The sequence below is a fragment of the Streptomyces sp. LaPpAH-108 genome (assembly GCF_000373625.1).
In the GTDB taxonomy this organism is placed as follows: domain Bacteria; phylum Actinomycetota; class Actinomycetes; order Streptomycetales; family Streptomycetaceae; genus Streptomyces.
On record NZ_KB891987.1, the window covers coordinates 847153 to 864301 of the forward strand.

Consider the following 17149-nt stretch of genomic DNA (forward strand, 5'->3'; position numbering starts at 1 on the left):
CCAGCGGGGTCCGGGCCTTCGGGCTGTCCGGAAGCGGAAGCGGGTCAGCCGTTGGCCAGCGCCACCACCCGGTCCAGGGCGCCGTTGAACTTGTCGTGGTCGCCGACGGTCGGTCCTGAGGAGGTGTACTGCCACATCGTCTGGTAGCCCCAGCCCGCCGGGAGGGTGCCCGGGGCGGCGGCGTAGCGGGCGATCCAGAGCGGGTTGTTCGCCGCGAACCCGGCGTAGTTGCCGGTGCACTGGGTCCACCAGCTGGTGGCCGTGTAGATCACGGCGTCCCGGCCGGTGCGGGCCTTGTAGGTGTTCAGGAAGTCCGCGATCCAGGACACCATCGAGGCCGCGGTCTTGCCGTAGCAGGCGTCGCCGTACGGGTTCCACTCGATGTCGAGCGTGCCGGGCAGCGTCTTGCCGTCGCGCGACCAGCCGCCGCCGTGGTCCACGAAGTAGTTGGCCTGGGCGGCGCCGGTCGTGGTGTCCGGGGTGGCGAAGTGGTACGCGCCGCGGATCATCCCGACGTTGTACGAGCCGTTGTACTGCTGCGCGAAGGACGGGTTGGTGTAGTAGGTGCCCTCGGTGGCCTTCGTGTAGGCCCAGCGGACCCCGCTGTTCCAGAGGGTGGCCCAGTCGACGCTGCCCTGGTGGCCGGAGACGTCGACGCCCTCGGTCTGGACGGCGGCGGCGACGGTGGGGGGAGTGCCGGAGCGGCCGTCGTGGGCGGCGACGCCGATGCCGAGGTAGGCGGAGCCCCGCGCGGGGGCGGCGGCGGTGCGGGCGGCGGCGGGTACGGCGGACAGGGCGGCGAGCGCGAGCGCCGTCAGCAGGGCCAGGGCGAGCCCCGCGAGGGAACCGGGGGAGCGGCGGCGGGAGCCGGGTCTGTGCACGGGCATGACGTACCTCCTGGGCGATCCGAGGAGAAGTGGGGGGATCATGGTCATGTCACAGGAACTGTCGGGCCTGTCTGTCATGTCGGGCCCGACAATTGAAAGCTACGCACGTAGATGAGCGCGTGGAAGAGGGCTTCGATGCCGCCGTTGGTCTACGCCTGCGAAATACTGGCGGAGCTGCGGTGATGACGGGGTTCGGCAGAAAATTTCAGGACGCGAAACCGATTCAGGGGTGCTGACGTGCACGAGGACGCGAAGGGCGGCGCGCACGGCGCCGGCGGCCAGGAGGTGCCGCGCTGTGCGGACCAGGAGTTCCTGGCGCTGGAACGCGAGCTGACCGTGCTGCTGCGGCGTGCCCGCGCCAATCAGGGGGAGATGGCCCGCGAGGTCCACCCCGACCTGGAGTCCTCCGCGTACGGCCTGCTCATCCGGCTCGACGAGTGCGGCGGCCAGCGGGCCACCGAACTGGCCGCGTACATCGGTGTCGGCAAGGCCACCATGTCCCGTCAGCTGCGGGCGCTGGAGGAGCTGGGGCTGGTCGCCCGCGAGCCCGATCCGGCCGACGGCCGCGCCTGGCTCGTCACCCTCACCGAGGAGGGGCGCCACCGGGTGGGCACGGTCCGCGAGGCCCGCCGCGCCCGCTACGTCAGCCAGCTCGCCCACTGGGACCGCCGCGAGGTCGCCGAACTGGCGCGGCTGCTGCACCAGTTGAACGGTCTCGCGGAGAAGTAGCCCTTGGTGGAGGGCGGTTCAGAACACGACGTGGATCACCGACGCGTCGTCGTGGGTCTTGCTGCGGCGCAGGAAGGTCCGTTCCTCGCGGTCCTTCTCCTCCAGTTCGCGCACCCGGGCCACCAGCGCGTCGGCGCCCTGTTCGGCGATCAGGTCGAACAGGGCGGTCCAGTCGCCCTCGTGGAACTTCTCCGTCCAGCGGGTCGCGCCGTCCGTCAGCGCGGCCAGGGCGCGGACCCGCTCGCGCGGGACGCTGCCGGTGACCGCGCGGGCGGCGACCGAGGGATCGGCTGCGGCCGTGAAGAAGCCGCCCTCCTTGTTGCGCAGGTGCGTGTCGATCAGCGCGTCGGTGGCGAGCGCCGCGCGCGGGAGCCGGGCCAGGCGGTCGTCCAGGACCGGGGTGACCGTCCCGTCCGGGGCGCGCAGCAGCAGCGCCGAGTCGGACAGGACCAGGTACTCCAGCAGGTCGGCCGACCAGCGGGCCAGAATCACTGTGGCCTGCGGCGTTCGCGGGTGAGAAAGGTCACAGGTTTGAGAGTGCGCGGAACGGGTTCGGTCGATCGCGCGCGCAAGAATCTCCGGCAGCGTCAGATGTCGGTCGGAAACGGTCAGTTCGGTCAGCGCACCGCCGAGTCGCGCGGTGAACCAGGGCACCGAGTGCGTGCATCCGGTCGCCTCGCGGGGCGGTGTCACCCCGTCGAGCAAGATCACGCAACCGCCCTGACCGCAGGCGGGTAGTCCGACCCCGGCGAAGTCCTCGTTGGGGCGGTCCGGGTCACCGGGTTCCGAGACGAGTTCAGTGCGCACCGGCCCAGTCTGCACGAACCCTCCACAGAAATCGCCAAACCTCGTCGACCATGGCGCAATTGAGCCGCCCGTGCCGTTCGCGAGCGTCTTTTGGGGGAAATTGACACGGTCCGGGAAGACGTGGCGGCGAATACTGCCAAAGGCTGCCCCGCGCGTCCAACCGGCCCGCCGCACAGGGGTGTCGGGCGGCCCGGCGGAACTTGCCCGCCAACTCCCCTCCGATGTTCACTCCTTCGGGTGGCGGGTCAGGTGATGCGCGGCCACTGCCCACCGGCGCTGGGAGGGTCGGGAACCGTACGAACCGGGTGTACGCACCACTTGGCACCGAGACGACGGGGCGCCACCCGGGCCCTTCGGTAGACGAGTTCAGGATTGCGAGCACCGGTGCAGAAGAAGCGGCCTCGGCGCACAGGCAGGCAGACGGCCCCCGAGGGGGCTGCCGAGCAGACCCCCGTGGGCGCCGGACGCCCCACTCATGTGCGCACCCGGCTGATCGTCGCCGTGGCGGTGGTGGCCGCGGCCATCGCCGGAGCAGGCGCGCCCGCGCTGCTCAGCGCGTCGCGGGACCTCAGCGAGTCCCAGGAGCTGGCGACACTGTCCGCCCGCACCCAGGACGCCCTCGCGCTGGCGCACTCCCTGGCCGACGAGCGCGACGAGGTCACCGCCTACGTGGCGGCGGGACGCCCCAAGTCCAAGGCGCCCTCCGAGGAGCGCGGCGCCCGGGTGGACCGCCAGGTCGAGGACCTGCGCGCGGACACCGGCATCCCGTCCCGGCTGCGGGCCGACCTCGACGGAATAGCGGCCGTGCGCCGCACCGCGCTCACGGGGAAGACGGACGCGCTCCAGACCCATCAGGCGTACTCCGCCACCATCGCGGACCTGCACCGGCTCGCCATGGAACTGGCTGAGAAGATGCCCCCGCGCGCCGGTACCGGCAGCTACGCGCTCGCCGAACTGGACACCGCCGTCCAGCAGTCCGCCGCCGCGCGCGGTCTGCTGCTGGCCGCGCTCAGCGTGCCCTCCACCCCGCGCACGGTGATCAGCCCGGTCACCGGTCTGCCCGTCACCACGCGGACCACCAGTGACGCGGACCGCAAGCAGCGCGACGCGCTCACCGCCGCCGCCCAGCAGGCCCGGCTGCGCGCCGACGCGACCCTCGCGGACTTCCGGGCCACCGGCACCAAGGAGGCCGTCACCTCCTTCGACTCCACGGTCACCGGCACCGAGGTCAACTCCGCGGACAAGTACCTCGCGGCCCTCACCGACCAGCCGACCCTCGGCGACAGCGAGCTGAACACCAGCCCCAAGAAGCTGGACGCCACGCTCTCCGCCCGCGTCGACCTGATGCGCGGCGCCGAGCAGGCCCTCTACGACCGGCGCACCAAGGACCTCGCCCAGTTGCGGGACGACGACGTCACCGCGCTGGAGATCCGTGTCGCCGCGCTCGGCGTGCTCCTGCTGGTCGCCGTCGGCATCGCCACCGGCATGGCCCGCACGCTGACCCGCCCGCTGTCGGTGCTGCGCCGGGGCTCGGCCCGGCTGGCCGGTGCCGAGGACCCGACGACCGAGCAGCCGATCGCCTTCACCGGGCGCAACGACGAGTTCGCCCAGGTCGTCCGCTCCGTCAACGCCCTGCACGCGCACGCCGTCGCGCTGCACGAGCGGGTCGGCACGCTGGAGACCGACCGCAAGCACCTGGTCGGCCAGCGGCAGAAGATGGCCGACGCGCGCGAGCAGCTGCGCACCGAACTGTCGGAGTCCTCCGCCCAGTTGGAGCGGCTGCGGACCAGCATCGGGGGCACCTTCGTCAACCTCGCGCTGCGCACCCTCGGCCTCGTCGAGCGTCAGCTCTCCGTCATCGAGGGCCTGGAGGAGCGCGAGCAGGACCCGGAGCGGCTGGCCACGCTGTTCAAGCTGGACCACTTCGCCACGGTCATGCGCCGCCACAGCGAGAACCTGCTCGTCCTCTCCGGCACCGAGCACGTCCTGCCGCACCCGGGCCCGGTCCCGCTGGTCGACGTGGTCCGCGCGGCCGTCAGCGAGATCGAGCGCTACGAGCGCGTCCGCATCGCCGCGCTGCCCCCGCACGCCCATGTGGCCGGGTTCGCCGCCGACGACCTCTCGCATCTGCTCGCCGAACTCATGGAGAACGCCAGCTCGTTCTCCCCGCCGGATCTGCCCGTCGAGGTCTCCGGCTGGATGCTGGAGTCCGGCGAGGTCATGCTCTCCGTCCAGGACGAGGGCATCGGCATGACCACCGAGCGCATGGACCGGCTCAACTCCCGCCTGGCGGAGTTCGATCCGGAGTCGCCGTACGAGCAGGAGGGCGCCGAGGGTCTTGGGCTCGGCCTGTACGTGGTGGCCCGGCTCGCTCACCGGCACGGCATCCGCGTGAAGCTGCGCGAGCAGAAGCAGGGGGGTGTGGCGGCGGTCGTCGTCCTGCCCGAGGCGCTGCTCGCGGAGACCCCGGTCGCCGCGATCCCGCACCCGGCCACCCGCCGGGACACCACCCAGTCCTTCTCGCTGCCCGGCGCCGACGCGGAGGCCAACTCCAACGTCCTGCGCGGCCGGGACAAGGGCACCGACCCGCTGGTCGCCCTCGCGGAGAAGGCGGTACGGGAGAACGAGGCGCGGGACGGCTCCGCCGGTCGCGTACCGCCGCTGGTCACCGAGACCACGATGGAGCTGCTGCTCCCGGAGCCGGACACCGAGGACGACGCCCCGGACGCCGGTGCCGGTGCCGAGTCCGCCGGTGCCGCGTCCGCCGACGCCGGACAGCCGGTCGAGGAGGCGAAGCCCGCCGCCGAGGGGACCGGCCGCATCGCCCGCGCCCAGCGCCTCGCCGCCCGGGCCGCCCGCGCCGACGACTGGCCCGGCGAAGCCGCCGCCGCGCCCTCCGGTGAGGGCGACGACTGGCCCGGCGCGGATGTCGACCGGTCCGATGCTGCCGTGCCCTCCGGTGCGCGCGTTTCGCGGTCCGGTGAGGGCGATGACTGGCCCGGTGCGTCGGACGAGCGGTCGGATACCGCTGCCGCGCCTTCCGTGCCGCGCCCGGCCCGGTCCGTTCCGGACGACGACTGGCCCGGCGCGGATGCCGACCGGTCCGACGCTGCCGTGCCCTCCGGCGCGCGGGCCTCGCGGTCCGGTGAGGGCGATGACTGGCCCGGCGCGTCGGACGAGTCGTCCGACACCGCTGCCGCGTCCTCCACAGTCCGGCGTGCGCAGGGTGACGACTGGACCGGTGAGGGCGCCGACCGCGTCGACACCGCCGTCACGCCATCCGCCGCGAACGCCGCGCAGGGCGACGACTGGCCGGGGGCCACGGACGACCGGTCCGACGCCGCCGCGTCCTCCACCGCCCGCGCCGCCCGGCGTGCGCAGGGTGACGACTGGCCCGCCGACCGCGTCGACACCGCCGACACGCCGTCCGCCGCGAACGCCGCTCAGGGCGACGATTGGCCGGGGACCACGGACGACCGGTCCGACGCCGCCGTGTCGTCCTCCGGCCGTGCCGCTCGCCGTGCGCAGGGCGACGACTGGCCCGGTGAAGGCGCCGAGTCGTTCGATGCCGAGCACGAGCGGAGTGGCGTACGCGAGGAGGGGGCCGCTCAGGCGCGTATCCCCGCGCCGAGGTCCGGTGAGGCCCCTGGGGAGGGGACCGTTCACGGTCGCGCGGCGGACGAGACGGAGACGGAGGACCGGCTCACCGCCAAGGGCCTCCCCAAGCGCACACCCAAGATCACCGCACCCGAGGCGCCGGTGGCCCCGCGCGGCGGAAGCGTCGACGCCGAGGCCCTGCGCCGCAGGCTCGGCGGATTCCGTCGCGGAGCCCAGGCCGGTTACCGGGATGTGGAAGCGGAGATCGCCGACAGGACGGGCCACGACGAGCGGCCCGCCACCGGCGAACACGTCGAAGAAGCCACGGGGGGCCCAGCCGAGGAGGCAAGCAGTTGACCACGCCCAGTACCTACGGACTGAGCAGTGAAGCCCGCAACCTGCACTGGCTGCTGACCAACCTGGTCGAGGAAGTACCCGGCATCCAGTCCGTGGCGGTCGTCTCCTCCGACGGCCTGCTGCTCCTGTCCTCCGACCCCGAGCGGGCGGAGGAGTCCCGGCAGGCGCGCCCTGCCAAGGGTCCGCGCGGCAGCGCCGCCGACCTCGCCACCATCGTCTCCGGCATCGGCAGCCTCACCGTCGGCGCCGCCAAGCTGATGGAGTCCGGCGGGGTCAAGCACACGATGGTCGCGATGGACGAGGGAAGCCTGTTCGTCATGTCGATCAGCGACGGTTCGCTGCTCGGCGTGCACGGCTCCGCCGAGTGCGACATGAGCGTCGTGGCGTACCACATGGCCCTGTTCGTCGGCCGTGCCGGACACGTGCTCACGCCCGAACTCCGCAGCGAGCTGAGGAAATCGCTGGAGTCCGAGACGACGGGGAGCGGCCGATGAGCAGGACGGAGACGAGGAACAAGTCCAAGAAGGGGCAGCTTCCCGTGCGCGGCGGCGACCGCAAGGCCGCGCGCGTACGCCCCTACTCGCTCACCGGCGGGCGCACCCGCTTCGGCCACGTCCTCCTGGTGGAGACGTTCGTGGCGACCACGGCGGCCATCGACGCCCCCGAGGAGCGCAAGGAACTGACGAACGGCGGTTCCGGCGCCCGGGTCATGCCCGAGATGCTGGCCATCGTCGAACTGTGCCGCCGTATGCGCACGGTGGCCGAGATCGCCGCGCTGCTGAGCATGCCGCTCGGCGTGGTCCGGGTTCTCCTGAGCGACCTCGCGGACCAGGGAAAGATCCGTGTGTACGGCACCGGAACCGGTCACGGCACCGGCCGTCCGGACCGCGCTCTGCTGGAAAGGGTGCTGAGTGGACTCCGTCGTCTCTGACGCCACCGCCTCCGTCGGGAACGTCTCCACCGTCTCCGCCCTCGCCGGGACCGCCGATCCCGACGAGAACCTGAAGTCCTGGCAGCAGGACCGCAGTCGCGCCCCCGTCGCCACCAAGATCGTGGTGGCGGGCGGCTTCGGCGTGGGCAAGACCACCCTGGTCACGGCGGTCTCGGAGATCACCCCGCTGCAGACCGAGGCCCTGATGACCCAGGCGAGCGAGGACACCGACGACCTCACCGCCACCCCGGGCAAGACGTCCACCACCGTGGCGATGGACTTCGGCCGCATCACGCTCGACGACGATCTGGTGCTCTACCTGTTCGGCACGCCGGGCCAGCAGCGGTTCTGGTTCATGTGGGACGACCTGGTGCGCGGCGCGATAGGCGCCGTGGTCCTGGCCGACACCCGGCGGCTCAAGGACTGCTTCCCGGCGCTGGACTACTTCGAGAGCTGCGGCCTGCCCTACGTGGTCGCGGTCAACCACTTCGACGGCACGGAGAGCTTCGAGCCGGAGGACGTGCGGGAGGCGCTGACCATCCCGGCGCACATCCCTGTCATGATCATGGACGCCCGGCGCCGGATCTCGGCCATCGAGACCCTTCTGGCCCTGGTGGGCCACGCGCTGGACGTCACCCCCGAGTAGTCCCAGCCCCCGTAGGAGACACCCCCGTATGCGCAAGATACTCGTCGTCGGGGCCGGTCAATCCGGCCTCCAGCTCGCCCTCGGCCTCCAGTCGCACGGCTACGAGGTCACGCTCATGTCGAACCGGACCGCGGACGAGATCCGCTCCGGCCGGGTCATGTCGACGCAGTGCATGTTCGACACGGCGCTGGGGCACGAGCGGGAGCTGAAGCTCAACTTCTGGGAGTCCCAGGCCCCGAAGATCGAGGGCCTGGGCGTCTCCGTCGCGGCCCCCGGCTCCTTCGACCCGGGCCCCTCCCAGCGGGCCATCGACTGGGTCGGCAAGCTGGACGGCTACGCGCAGTCGGTGGACCAGCGGGTGAAGATGGCCGGCTGGATGGAGACCTTCGCCCAGCGCGGCGGCCAGCTGGTCATCCACGGCGCGGCCGTCGGCGACCTGGACTACTTCTCCCGCACCTACGACCTCGTGCTGGTCTCGGCGGGCAAGGGCGAGCTGGTCTCGATGTTCGCCCGCGACCCGGAGCGCTCCCCGTACACCGAGCCGCAGCGCGCGCTCGCGGTGGCGTACGTGCACGGGCTCGGCCCGCGCCCCGAGCACCCGGACTTCGAGGCCGTGCGCTGCAACCTGGTGCCGGGCGTCGGCGAGATGTTCGTGATGCCGACGCTGACCACCTCGGGCCGCGCGGACATCCTGTTCTGGGAGGGCATACCCGGCGGTCCGCTCGACGTGTTCAACGGCGTCAAGGACCCCACGGAACACCTCTCCCTGACGCTGGAGCTGATGGAGAAGTTCCTGCCCTGGGAGTACGCGCGCGCCACCAAGGTCGAGCTGACCGACGCGGGCGGCACCCTCGCGGGCCGGTACGCGCCGACCGTGCGCAACCCCGTCGGCCACCTCCCCGGCGGCGGTCTGGTGCTCGGCGTGGCCGACGTGGTCGTCGCCAACGACCCGATCACCGGCCAGGGTTCGAACTCCGCGTCCAAGTGCGCCGCCGCCTACCTCGCCGCCATCCTGGAGCGCGGTGACGAGCCCTTCGACGAGGAGTGGATGCGGGCCACCTTCGACCGCTACTGGAACACCGCCCAGCACGTCACCAAGTGGACCAACGCGATGCTCGCCCCGCCGCCGGAGCACATCCTCAACCTCATCGGCGCCGCGGGCCAGCTCCAGCCGATCGCCGACCGCTTCGCCAACGGCTTCGACGACCCGTCCGACTTCGAGAACTTCTTCTACGACCCGGAGAAGACCGGCGCGTACCTGGCGTCCGTCACGGGCGCCTGAGACTCCTCGTCCCGCAGAGGCCGCCGTGACCCCGTGTCGCGGCGGCCTTCCGGGTGTTCAGAGGCGGCGCGGGGGAGCGTCCGGGCGGACGGCGCCCAGGATGGGGTTGGCGGCGATGGGGGAGATCTTGACGTGGTCGCCGGGGCGGGGGGCCTGGACGACCTTTCCGTCGCCGATGTACAGGGCGACGTGGGTGGCCTCGGGGAAGTAGATCACCAGGTCGCCGGGGCGCAGATCGGTCAGGGGGATGCGGCGCAGGGAGGCCCACTGTTCCTGGCTGGTACGGGGGATGGGGGTGCCCGCGCGGGCCCAGGCGCGGGAGGTGAGCCCCGAGCAGTCGTAGGAGGAGGGGCCGACCGCGCCCCACTGGTACGGCTTGCCGATCTGGTCCATCGCGAAGCTGAGCGCACGGGTGCCGGCGGGGGACGCGGGCCGGTTCGGGCCCAGGGCGCCGGAGGAGGCGAGACGATTCTGCGCCGCGGTCACCCCGTCCTGCTCCAGCTGGTTCACCTCGGTCAGCTGCGCCGGGGTGAGCGCCGCGAGCGTCCGTTCCACGTCCCGCAGCCGGGCCGTCACGCCGTCGCGGTCCCGTTTCTGTTTGTCCGCCAGGGTCTCCTGGGTGTCCAGCGCCTTGCGCGCGGCCCGCGCCACCGTGTCCGCCCGCTGCTCGGCGCCGGTCAGCCGGTCCAGCGTCCGGGCGCGCTCGCTCGCCAGCCGTCCGATGACATGCCCCTCGTCCAGGGCCTGCTGCGGATCGCGGGCCAGGAGCAGCCGGACGTAGGGGGAGAAGGCCGAGCTGTTCTGGTACTGCTGGCGGGCCAGCCGTCCGGCGTCGCCCCGGCTGTCGTTCAACGCCAGCCGGGCATGGGCCAGTTCGTCGTCCAGGCGGCGCACCTCGGCGCGCTGCCGGGTCAGCTTCTCCGAGGTGCCGTTGTAGGTCTCGGTGGCCTTTTCCGTCTCCCGGTACAGCCGCTGAAGATCCGTCAGCAGCTGGGCCGCCGAGCGCGCGGGTGCCGGTTCGGCCGCCGCGGGTACGGGTGCGAGGGCGGCCTGGGCGGCCACCGCGGCCGTACAGGCCAGACGCAGAAGCATTCCTGACACGCCATCACCTCCGGTGCGGAGTTGCGGACCTCCCGCCTCCTCCGTACCGCGAGCATCGGGTGCCTGTCGCGGGACGCGCGCGCCGAGCGTGCGCGGTCCGGCGCAACCTTGTCACCCGGTCGGGTCGTCCGGCTTGCCGTCCGGCGTGTTGCCCGGCGCCGTGTCGTCGGTGCGCCGCGCGGGCGGCTTGGACCACGGCCACCGCAGCCGGTCCCCGCTCCGCTCGCCCTCGGGGTCGTACACGTACTTCCAGCCCCGCACCAGGCCCAGCCTCTTGGTGTGCCCGCGCGGCTCGCGGCGGTAGTACAGCACCGTGGGCGGGCCGCCTGCCGCGTCGGGGACGGGGATGCGGTACGTCTTCGGGGGGTGCCCGGTGGGGCCGAGCAGCACGGGCAGCACCCGGCCGTCCATGGGGCCGCCCTCGAAGGGGGTGTCCTGACTCTTCACGCGCCCAAGTCTCGGTCATCGCCGCCGAGGTCACCGAGGACCGCCGCGGTCTGCGGGTCGCGGGCGGCGGTCACCGCGAGGACGGCGGTGAACTGTTCCACCAGCCAGTCGCGCAGCTCGTCGGCCGGGGGCCGCTTGCCGTCGTCCAGCCACATCAGGGAGGACGCCTCGACCGCCGCGATCCACATCCGCACGGTCATCCGCAGCCGGGGGCCGGGCTCGGCCACGCCGAGGTGGCGGAACAGGTGCTCGGCGGCGGCCCGGCGCACCCCGTCCACGATGGCGGTCGTCCGGGAGGTCTCCACCACGCTGCCGCCCTGGAGCAGCGCGCTGAACCCGGTGTCGTGCTGGTCGACGAAGGCGAGATACCGGTCGAGCGCCCGGGTCAGCCGGGGCACCAGCGCTCCCTCGCGCGGCTCGTCGAAGCACTGGCGCAGCGCGTCCGCCGCCGAGGTGAGCGCGGCCTCGTACAGCTGCTGCTTGCCGCCGGGGAAGTAGCGGTACACCAGCGGCCGCGACACCCCGGCCGCCTCCGCCACGTCGTCCAGCGAGACGTCCTCCGGCGCCCGGTGCGCGAAGAGGGACAGCGCCGCGTCGAGCAGCTGACTGCGACGCTGCTCCACGCTCAGGCGTCGATAGGCGGGAGAGGCGGCCTGCGGGGTCATGCCCGGCAGCGTAATCGCTACGCGCTGGGCGTCTCGCCGGACCGGGGGGTTCCGGTGCCCGGCAGCGCCGACGATCCCGTGCGCCCGCCGCCGACGCCCCCGGCGCGCCCACGACGGCGGCCTCGGCCCGACCGGTCACGGCCGCTCCGGCGCCACCCGGCCAGGGGGCCCCTGGGTTCCCGCTCGTGCGGCTTCGGCGCGCCCGCTCACGGCGGTTCCCGTGGGCCCGGTCGGCGACTTTGGCCTGCCGGTGTCGGCGGCTCCGGTCCGGCCGCTCGCGGCGGTCCCGGCCTGCCCGGGGGAGCCGGGCACTGCGGTCCGTCCGGTGGCGGCGGCGCCGGGCCGACCGGTGACGGCGGCCTCGGCCCACTCCGTCACCGCGCCCCCGCCCCCCTACGCCAGCAGTCCCGACGACTTCCACAGGCGCCGTCCGGCTCCGCGCAGGACGCCGATCTCGTCCAGGAAGTCGGTCAGGCGCTTCGCGCCGGTCTGCATGATCTCGCGGCGGTGGGCGCTGGCCTTGACCTGGGCCATCGCCTCGCGCTTGTCGAGGCCGACGTTGGTGTAGACCTCGGGGTTGACGAAAGCGACGGAGAAGACGCGGGCGAACTCGCCGGAGGTGACCCGGGTGAACTCCTGGGACCACTTGGGCGCGGTCACCATCTGGCGCCGCAGCTCCTCGCGGGCGTACCGCACATGCCGGGCCTCCTCCACGACATGGATGCGCGTGACGCCCCGGACCAGCGGCTGGACCCGCTCGTCCGGGAAGGTCAGCCGCTGCATCCAGTCCAGGACCTCCTCGCCGAGCAGGGTCGCCGTGAAGGAACCCGGGGTGGTGGAGATGGTCTTGAAGAGCCGGCCGAGGTTCTGGTGGGCCCGGCTGACGGGGTACCAGGGGGTCTCCCCGCGCGAGATCAGCCGCGCGAACATCTTCGAGTGACGGCACTCGTCCTCGATCTCGGTGAGCGCGTACCGCACATGCGCGCTCGTCGCCGCCTTGTCGTAGACGTGCCGCACCAGCAGCTGCATGAGGATCAGCTCGAACCAGATGCCCAGCGAGGCGAGCGCGGCGGCCTCGTGCCGGGAGAGGTCGATGCGCTGCTCCTCGCTCATCTTCTCCCACAGCGGCGTGCCGTAGAGCGAGACCAGCTCCGGCGGCCAGAACCACTTGCCCTCCTCGAAGGGCGCCTCCCAGTCCAGCTCCTTGTCCGGGTCGAAGGAGTGCTTGGCGGAGGAGACGAGCAGCCGCTCGGCCACCTCCTCGCGGTCCTTGAGCAGGCCCAGCGCGTCGCGCAGCCCTTCGAGCGCGTCCGCTTCGGTCACGGTCGTCATGGCTCACTCACCTCGTCACCCGGGGGTACGTCGTCGTCCGCCTCTTATGAGACTGCGTGTCAGCAAGGGCGTCAATCCCTCGTGCGGGACTTGTTGACGGTGCGTCGGCCACCTTGGCGGCATCTCTGGCCGTACGGGCCGGGATGTCCGAATGGAGTACGGTGCTGGCGTGTCCATGCCTCCGCAGCCCCCGTCCCAGCCGCCGACCCCGCCCCCGTACGGCGCCCCGGGCCCCCAGAACGCCCCCGGCCCGTACGGCGCCCCCGGCCCCCAGGGCGCTCCCGGCCCTTACCCCAACCCCGGCCAGTACGGCGCCCCTTACGGCCAGCAGCCGCCCCCCGGAGCCCCGCAGCCGTACCCCGCCTGGGGGCAGCCGCTCATACCCCCGCCCCCCAAGCGCCGGACCGGTCTGATCCTCGGCATCGTCGGCGGTGTCCTCGCGCTCGGCATCCTCGCGGTCGTCGGCCTCGTCCTGGTCGGCAAGGCCGCCGTCGACAGCGGACTCCCGCAGGCCCGGCACAAGCTGGCGCTGCCGCAGAAGCTGCTGGACGGCACGTACGAGCTGTCCCAGGACCTCTCCCGCACCGAGGGCAAGAAGATCGAGGACGAGGCCGACGGCGCCTGGGACGTGAAGGACATCCACGCGGTCGTCGGCCAGTACGACCAGGGCGGCGACGAGACCAAGGGCGTGCTGGTGGTGTCCGGCATGTACGGCCGCTTCGTCCACCAGGCCGAGGTCCGGCGCGGCATGCTCCACGGGGCGGGCGACACCCCGGGCGCCTCGGTGGCCCAGCCCGCCAAGGACGTCACCCCGCCCGGCGCGGACACCACTGTCAGCTGCGAGGTGCTCCGGCAGAAGGAGTCCGGGGTCGAGCTGGTCTACCCCGTCTGCGCCTGGGCGGACGGCAACACGGGCGCCGTCGTCGTCACGGTGGACCTGGCCGCGAAGGACGCCACCGACGTGGACCTCGACGCCGCCGCCCGCGACACCCTGAAGGTCCGCTCCGAGATGATGCGGCCGGTGGGCTGAGCCCCGTCACCGTGCCAGCACCGCCCGCATCACCTCGCGGGCGATCGGCGCCGCGTCGCCGCCGCCGCTGACCTCGCCCCGGTCGGCCGCCGCGTCCTCCACCACCACCGCCACCGCGACCTCGGGCTGCGGAGCGTGGTCGCCCTGCGCCCAGGAGACGAACCAGGCGTAGGGCACCCCGGAGTTGTCCACGCCGTGCTGCGCGGTGCCGGTCTTGCCGCCGACCGTGGCGCCCGGGATCGCGCCGTTGCCGCCGGTGCCCCGCTCCACCGCGTCCCGCATCAGCTCCCGCAGCAGGACTGCGGTGGAGGGGCGCATCACCTGGATCAGCGGATGCGTGTCCGCGCCCCGGACCGTCTCGCCGCCAGGGCGGGTGGTGCGCTCCACCAGATACGGCGCCCGCGTCTGCCCGCCGTTGGCCACGGCCGCCGCGACCATCGCCATCTGGAGCGGGGTGGCCCGCGTGTTGTACTGCCCGATCGAGGACAGCGCGAGCTGCGCCCGGTCCACCACCGTGTCGAAGGTCGACTCCGCCACCGCGAACGGGACGCGCAGCCCGGTGTCGTTGAAGCCGAACGCCCGCGCCGTCGCCGCCATGTCCTTCAGGCCCACGTCCACGCCCAGCTTGGCGAAGACCGTGTTGCAGGACCACGCGAACGCCTGCCGCAGCGAGGCGTCCCGGCAGCCGTCGATCTCGTTGGTCAGCCGGGTCGTGGTGCCCGGCAGCCGGTACGGATCGGGGGAGTCCGTCGGCTGGTCCACGTCCGTGATCACCCCGGCGTCCAGCGCCGCCGCGGCCGTGACCACCTTGAAGGTCGAGCCCGGCGGATAGGTCTGCCGCACCGCCCGGTTGAGCATCGGCTTGTCCGGATCGCCGTTCAGCCGCGCCCAGGCCGCCGACGCCGCCTTCCCGTTGCCCGACAGCTCCGCCGGGTCGTACGACGGGGTCGACACCAGCGCCAGCACCCGCCCCGTCGCCGGATCGATCGCGGCCACCGCGCCCTTGCGCCCGGCGAGCCCCCGGTACGCCGCCTGCTGCGCCCGCTCGTCCAGCGTGGTCACGACGTTCCCGCCGGGCGCGGGCTCGCGGGCCACGTCCCGCCACAGCGTGAACGACGACAGCGCCGGGTCGGTGCCCGAGAGCAGCGCGTCCTCGGCGTGCTCCAGGAAGGTGCTGCCGTACAGCTGCGAGGCGAAGCCGGTCACCGGGGCGTACAACGGGCCGTCCCGGTAGGTGCGTTCGTAGCGCAGCTGCTCCCCGGTGTCCGCCGAGCCGGTCACCGGCGCACCGCCCACCAGGATGTCGCCGCGCGGCTGCTGGTAACGGGCGATGGCGGCACGCCGGTTGGCCGGGTTGTCGTTGTACGACCCGGCCTGGACGACCTGCACCCGGGCCGCGTTGGCCAGCAGCGCCGCGAGCAGCAGACCGCACAGCGCCGAGGCGCGCCGGATGTACTTGGCCATCGGCAGCCCGCCGCCGTACTCCCGGCCGTCCTGGCTCACGGCGCCTCCTTGCCGTCGTACTGGCTGCGGGCGGAGTCGCTGACCCGGATCAGCAGCGCCACGATGGCCCAGTTGGTGACCACCGACGAACCGCCCTGGGCCAGGAACGGCATCGCCATGCCGGTCAGCGGGATCAGCCCGGTCACCCCGCCCGCGATCACGAACACCTGGAGCGCCACGATCGAGGCGAGCCCCACCGCGAGCAGCCGCCCGAACGGCTCGCGCAGCGCCCGGCCCGCCCGGTAGCCGCGCTCCACCAGCAGCGCGTACAGCAGGAAGATCGCGGCGAGTCCGGCCAGGCCCAGCTCCTCCCCGGCCGTGGCCAGGATGAAGTCCGACTTGGTGGCGAACCCGATCAGCGTGGAGTGGCCGAGCCCGAGCCCGGTGCCGAGCAGCCCGCCCGCCGCGAAGGCGAACAGCGACTGGGCGAGCTGATTGGGGCCCTGACCGGCCTCGATGGTGGCGAACGGATGCAGCCAGTCCTCGATCCGGCCGCCCACGTGCGGCTCAAGACGGCCCACCGCCATCGCGCCGAGCACCGCGAGCAGCAGCCCGACCGCGATCCAGCCGGTGCGCCCGGTGGCGACGTACAGCAGCACCACGAAGAGCCCGAAGAACAGCAGCGAGGTGCCCAGGTCCCGCTCCAGGACCAGCACTCCGACGCTCAGCAGCCAGATCGTCACGATCGGCCCGAGCACCCGCCCGGTCGGCAGCTGGATCCGCCACAGCCGCCGCCCGGTGTACGCCAGCGCGTTGCGGTTGGCGGCCAGATAGGCGGCGAAGAACACCGCGAGCAGCACCTTGGCGAACTCGCCCGGCTGGATGGAGAACCCCGCGAACCTGATCCAGATCCGGGCACCGTTGACCGCCGGGAACAGGATCGGGGCGAGCAGCAGCACCAGGGCGGCGGCGACGCACACATAGGAGTAGCGCTGCAGCACCCGGTGGTCGCGCAGCAGCAGGACCACCCCGATGAACAGCGCGACCCCGAGCGTGGACCACACCAACTGCGCCGGTGCCGCCCGGTCGCCCGGCGTCTGGAGGTCGAGCCGGTAGATCAGCACCAGACCGAGCCCGTTCAGCAGCACCGCGATGGGCAGCGGCAGCGGATCGGCGTACGGCGCCCGCAGCCGCACCGCCAGATGGGCGGCCAGGGCGAGCCCGCCGAGCCCGGCGCCGTAGCCGAGGACGCCGGGCGGTACGGCGCCGGTGCGCGCCAGACCCACCGCGCAGTAGCCGTACACGCACAGCGGCACGGCCAGCACCAGCAGGGCGAGTTCGACGCCGCGCCGCCGGGCGAGCGGCACGGCGGAAGCCGGTGTCCGTGAGGCGGACACCGCGATTCCGGCCTTGGTCATGTCCGGAACCTACACATAAGTGAGGTTATACGCCGTCTCTGTCGGGAGGTCAGCACCAGCGTGGCGCGGCTCCGACGTTGGCGATGTACCGCGCGGAGCCCCACGCCCAGGTGCCGTCCGTGAGCAGGTACCACAGCGGGTTGCCGCCCACCGCGGAGCCCTTGACCTTGCAGTAGATGGAGACCTTCGCGCCGTGCTCCGCGAAGCGGACCTTGCGGGTGCTCCGGTCCGGGCGGTCGCGCAGCCACAGGCCGTCCTGCGCGGTGACGACGCCCTGGTAGCGGCGCGGGTCGCGGTCGCCCCGGCCGGTGCCCGGACCGTTGGGCCCGCCGTTCGGCGCGGCGACGGACGTGCCGTTGCCCTTGCCGTCGTCGGCACCGGCCGGGACGGCCGCGGCACCGGCCAGCAGGGCGCCCGTCACGGCCGCCAGGGCGACACCGCGGGTGAGGGCGGAACGCAGGGACATGGAACACCTCC

The 17149-nt window shown here is 73.0% G+C and carries 16 protein-coding genes; 7 read left to right on the forward strand and 9 right to left on the reverse strand.

Going from position 1 to position 17149, the window contains the following annotated elements:
* Positions 1-44: 44 nt before the first annotated feature.
* On the reverse strand, positions 45-887 hold the full coding sequence (locus tag B079_RS0103915; RefSeq protein WP_018544473.1) for a lysozyme: 843 nt from the start codon (positions 885-887) through the stop codon (positions 45-47).
* A gap of 237 nt (positions 888-1124) precedes the next feature.
* On the opposite strand from B079_RS0103915, the gene B079_RS0103920 reads away from it, so the two are divergent.
* Positions 1125-1616, forward strand: coding sequence for a MarR family transcriptional regulator (locus B079_RS0103920; RefSeq protein ID WP_018544474.1), 492 nt, complete (start codon positions 1125-1127; stop codon positions 1614-1616).
* Positions 1617-1634: 18 nt separating this feature from the next.
* Here B079_RS0103920 and B079_RS0103925 read toward each other — a convergent pair whose 3' ends face one another.
* Entirely contained in the window at positions 1635-2423 is a 789-nt protein-coding gene (locus tag B079_RS0103925; protein WP_026248329.1) for a protein phosphatase 2C domain-containing protein, read from the reverse strand.
* A gap of 384 nt (positions 2424-2807) precedes the next feature.
* Here B079_RS0103925 and B079_RS35700 point away from each other — a divergent pair, with 384 nt between their 5' ends.
* The 5 genes from B079_RS35700 to B079_RS0103950 are packed head-to-tail and all read left to right on the forward strand — an operon-like array spanning position 2808 to position 9236.
* The gene (locus tag B079_RS35700) at positions 2808-6377 is read left to right on the forward strand and encodes a nitrate- and nitrite sensing domain-containing protein (protein WP_324604033.1); all 3570 of its coding nucleotides are present in this window, start codon (positions 2808-2810) and stop codon (positions 6375-6377) included.
* Positions 6374-6871 carry a roadblock/LC7 domain-containing protein gene (locus B079_RS0103935; RefSeq protein WP_018544477.1) on the forward strand — a complete coding sequence of 166 codons (498 nt, stop codon included), beginning with the start codon at positions 6374-6376 and terminating at the stop codon, positions 6869-6871. The genes B079_RS35700 and B079_RS0103935 overlap by 4 nt, the downstream gene beginning before the upstream one ends.
* Entirely contained in the window at positions 6868-7308 is a 441-nt protein-coding gene (locus B079_RS0103940; RefSeq protein ID WP_018544478.1) for a DUF742 domain-containing protein, read from the forward strand. Before B079_RS0103935 ends, B079_RS0103940 begins: the two co-directional genes overlap by 4 nt.
* Complete coding sequence (locus B079_RS0103945; protein WP_018544479.1) at positions 7289-7954, forward strand: ATP/GTP-binding protein; 666 nt, start codon at positions 7289-7291, stop codon at positions 7952-7954. The genes B079_RS0103940 and B079_RS0103945 overlap by 20 nt, the downstream gene beginning before the upstream one ends.
* A gap of 28 nt (positions 7955-7982) precedes the next feature.
* Positions 7983-9236: a styrene monooxygenase/indole monooxygenase family protein gene (locus B079_RS0103950; RefSeq protein ID WP_018544480.1), complete on the forward strand. Its 1254-nt coding sequence runs from the start codon at positions 7983-7985 to the stop codon at positions 9234-9236.
* Between the two features lie 57 nt (positions 9237-9293).
* Here B079_RS0103950 and B079_RS0103955 read toward each other — a convergent pair whose 3' ends face one another.
* The 4 genes from B079_RS0103955 to B079_RS0103970 form a co-directional block, all read right to left on the reverse strand.
* Entirely contained in the window at positions 9294-10337 is a 1044-nt protein-coding gene (locus tag B079_RS0103955) for a C40 family peptidase (RefSeq protein ID WP_026248330.1), read from the reverse strand.
* Between the two features lie 111 nt (positions 10338-10448).
* Positions 10449-10784: a hypothetical protein gene (locus B079_RS0103960; protein ID WP_018544482.1), complete on the reverse strand. Its 336-nt coding sequence runs from the start codon at positions 10782-10784 to the stop codon at positions 10449-10451.
* Positions 10781-11449: a TetR/AcrR family transcriptional regulator gene (locus B079_RS0103965; protein WP_026248331.1), complete on the reverse strand. Its 669-nt coding sequence runs from the start codon at positions 11447-11449 to the stop codon at positions 10781-10783. Before B079_RS0103965 ends, B079_RS0103960 begins: the two co-directional genes overlap by 4 nt.
* A 393-nt stretch (positions 11450-11842) precedes the next feature.
* Complete coding sequence (locus B079_RS0103970) at positions 11843-12781, reverse strand: AurF N-oxygenase family protein (RefSeq protein WP_018544484.1); 939 nt, start codon at positions 12779-12781, stop codon at positions 11843-11845.
* Between the two features lie 175 nt (positions 12782-12956).
* Here B079_RS0103970 and B079_RS36400 point away from each other — a divergent pair, with 175 nt between their 5' ends.
* A complete protein-coding gene (locus B079_RS36400; RefSeq protein WP_324604039.1) occupies positions 12957-13811 on the forward strand; it encodes a hypothetical protein in 855 nt (284 codons plus the stop codon).
* A gap of 6 nt (positions 13812-13817) precedes the next feature.
* Here B079_RS36400 and B079_RS0103980 read toward each other — a convergent pair whose 3' ends face one another.
* Genes B079_RS0103980 through B079_RS0103990 form a run of 3 tightly spaced genes read right to left on the reverse strand, consistent with a single transcriptional unit; the run spans position 13818 to position 17138 of the window.
* Entirely contained in the window at positions 13818-15275 is a 1458-nt protein-coding gene (locus B079_RS0103980; protein ID WP_026248333.1) for a penicillin-binding transpeptidase domain-containing protein, read from the reverse strand.
* Between the two features lie 35 nt (positions 15276-15310).
* The gene (locus B079_RS0103985) at positions 15311-16672 is read right to left on the reverse strand and encodes an FtsW/RodA/SpoVE family cell cycle protein (RefSeq protein ID WP_018544487.1); all 1362 of its coding nucleotides are present in this window, start codon (positions 16670-16672) and stop codon (positions 15311-15313) included.
* A gap of 49 nt (positions 16673-16721) precedes the next feature.
* A complete protein-coding gene (locus B079_RS0103990) occupies positions 16722-17138 on the reverse strand; it encodes an SH3 domain-containing protein (protein ID WP_018544488.1) in 417 nt (138 codons plus the stop codon).
* Positions 17139-17149: the final 11 nt, after the last annotated feature.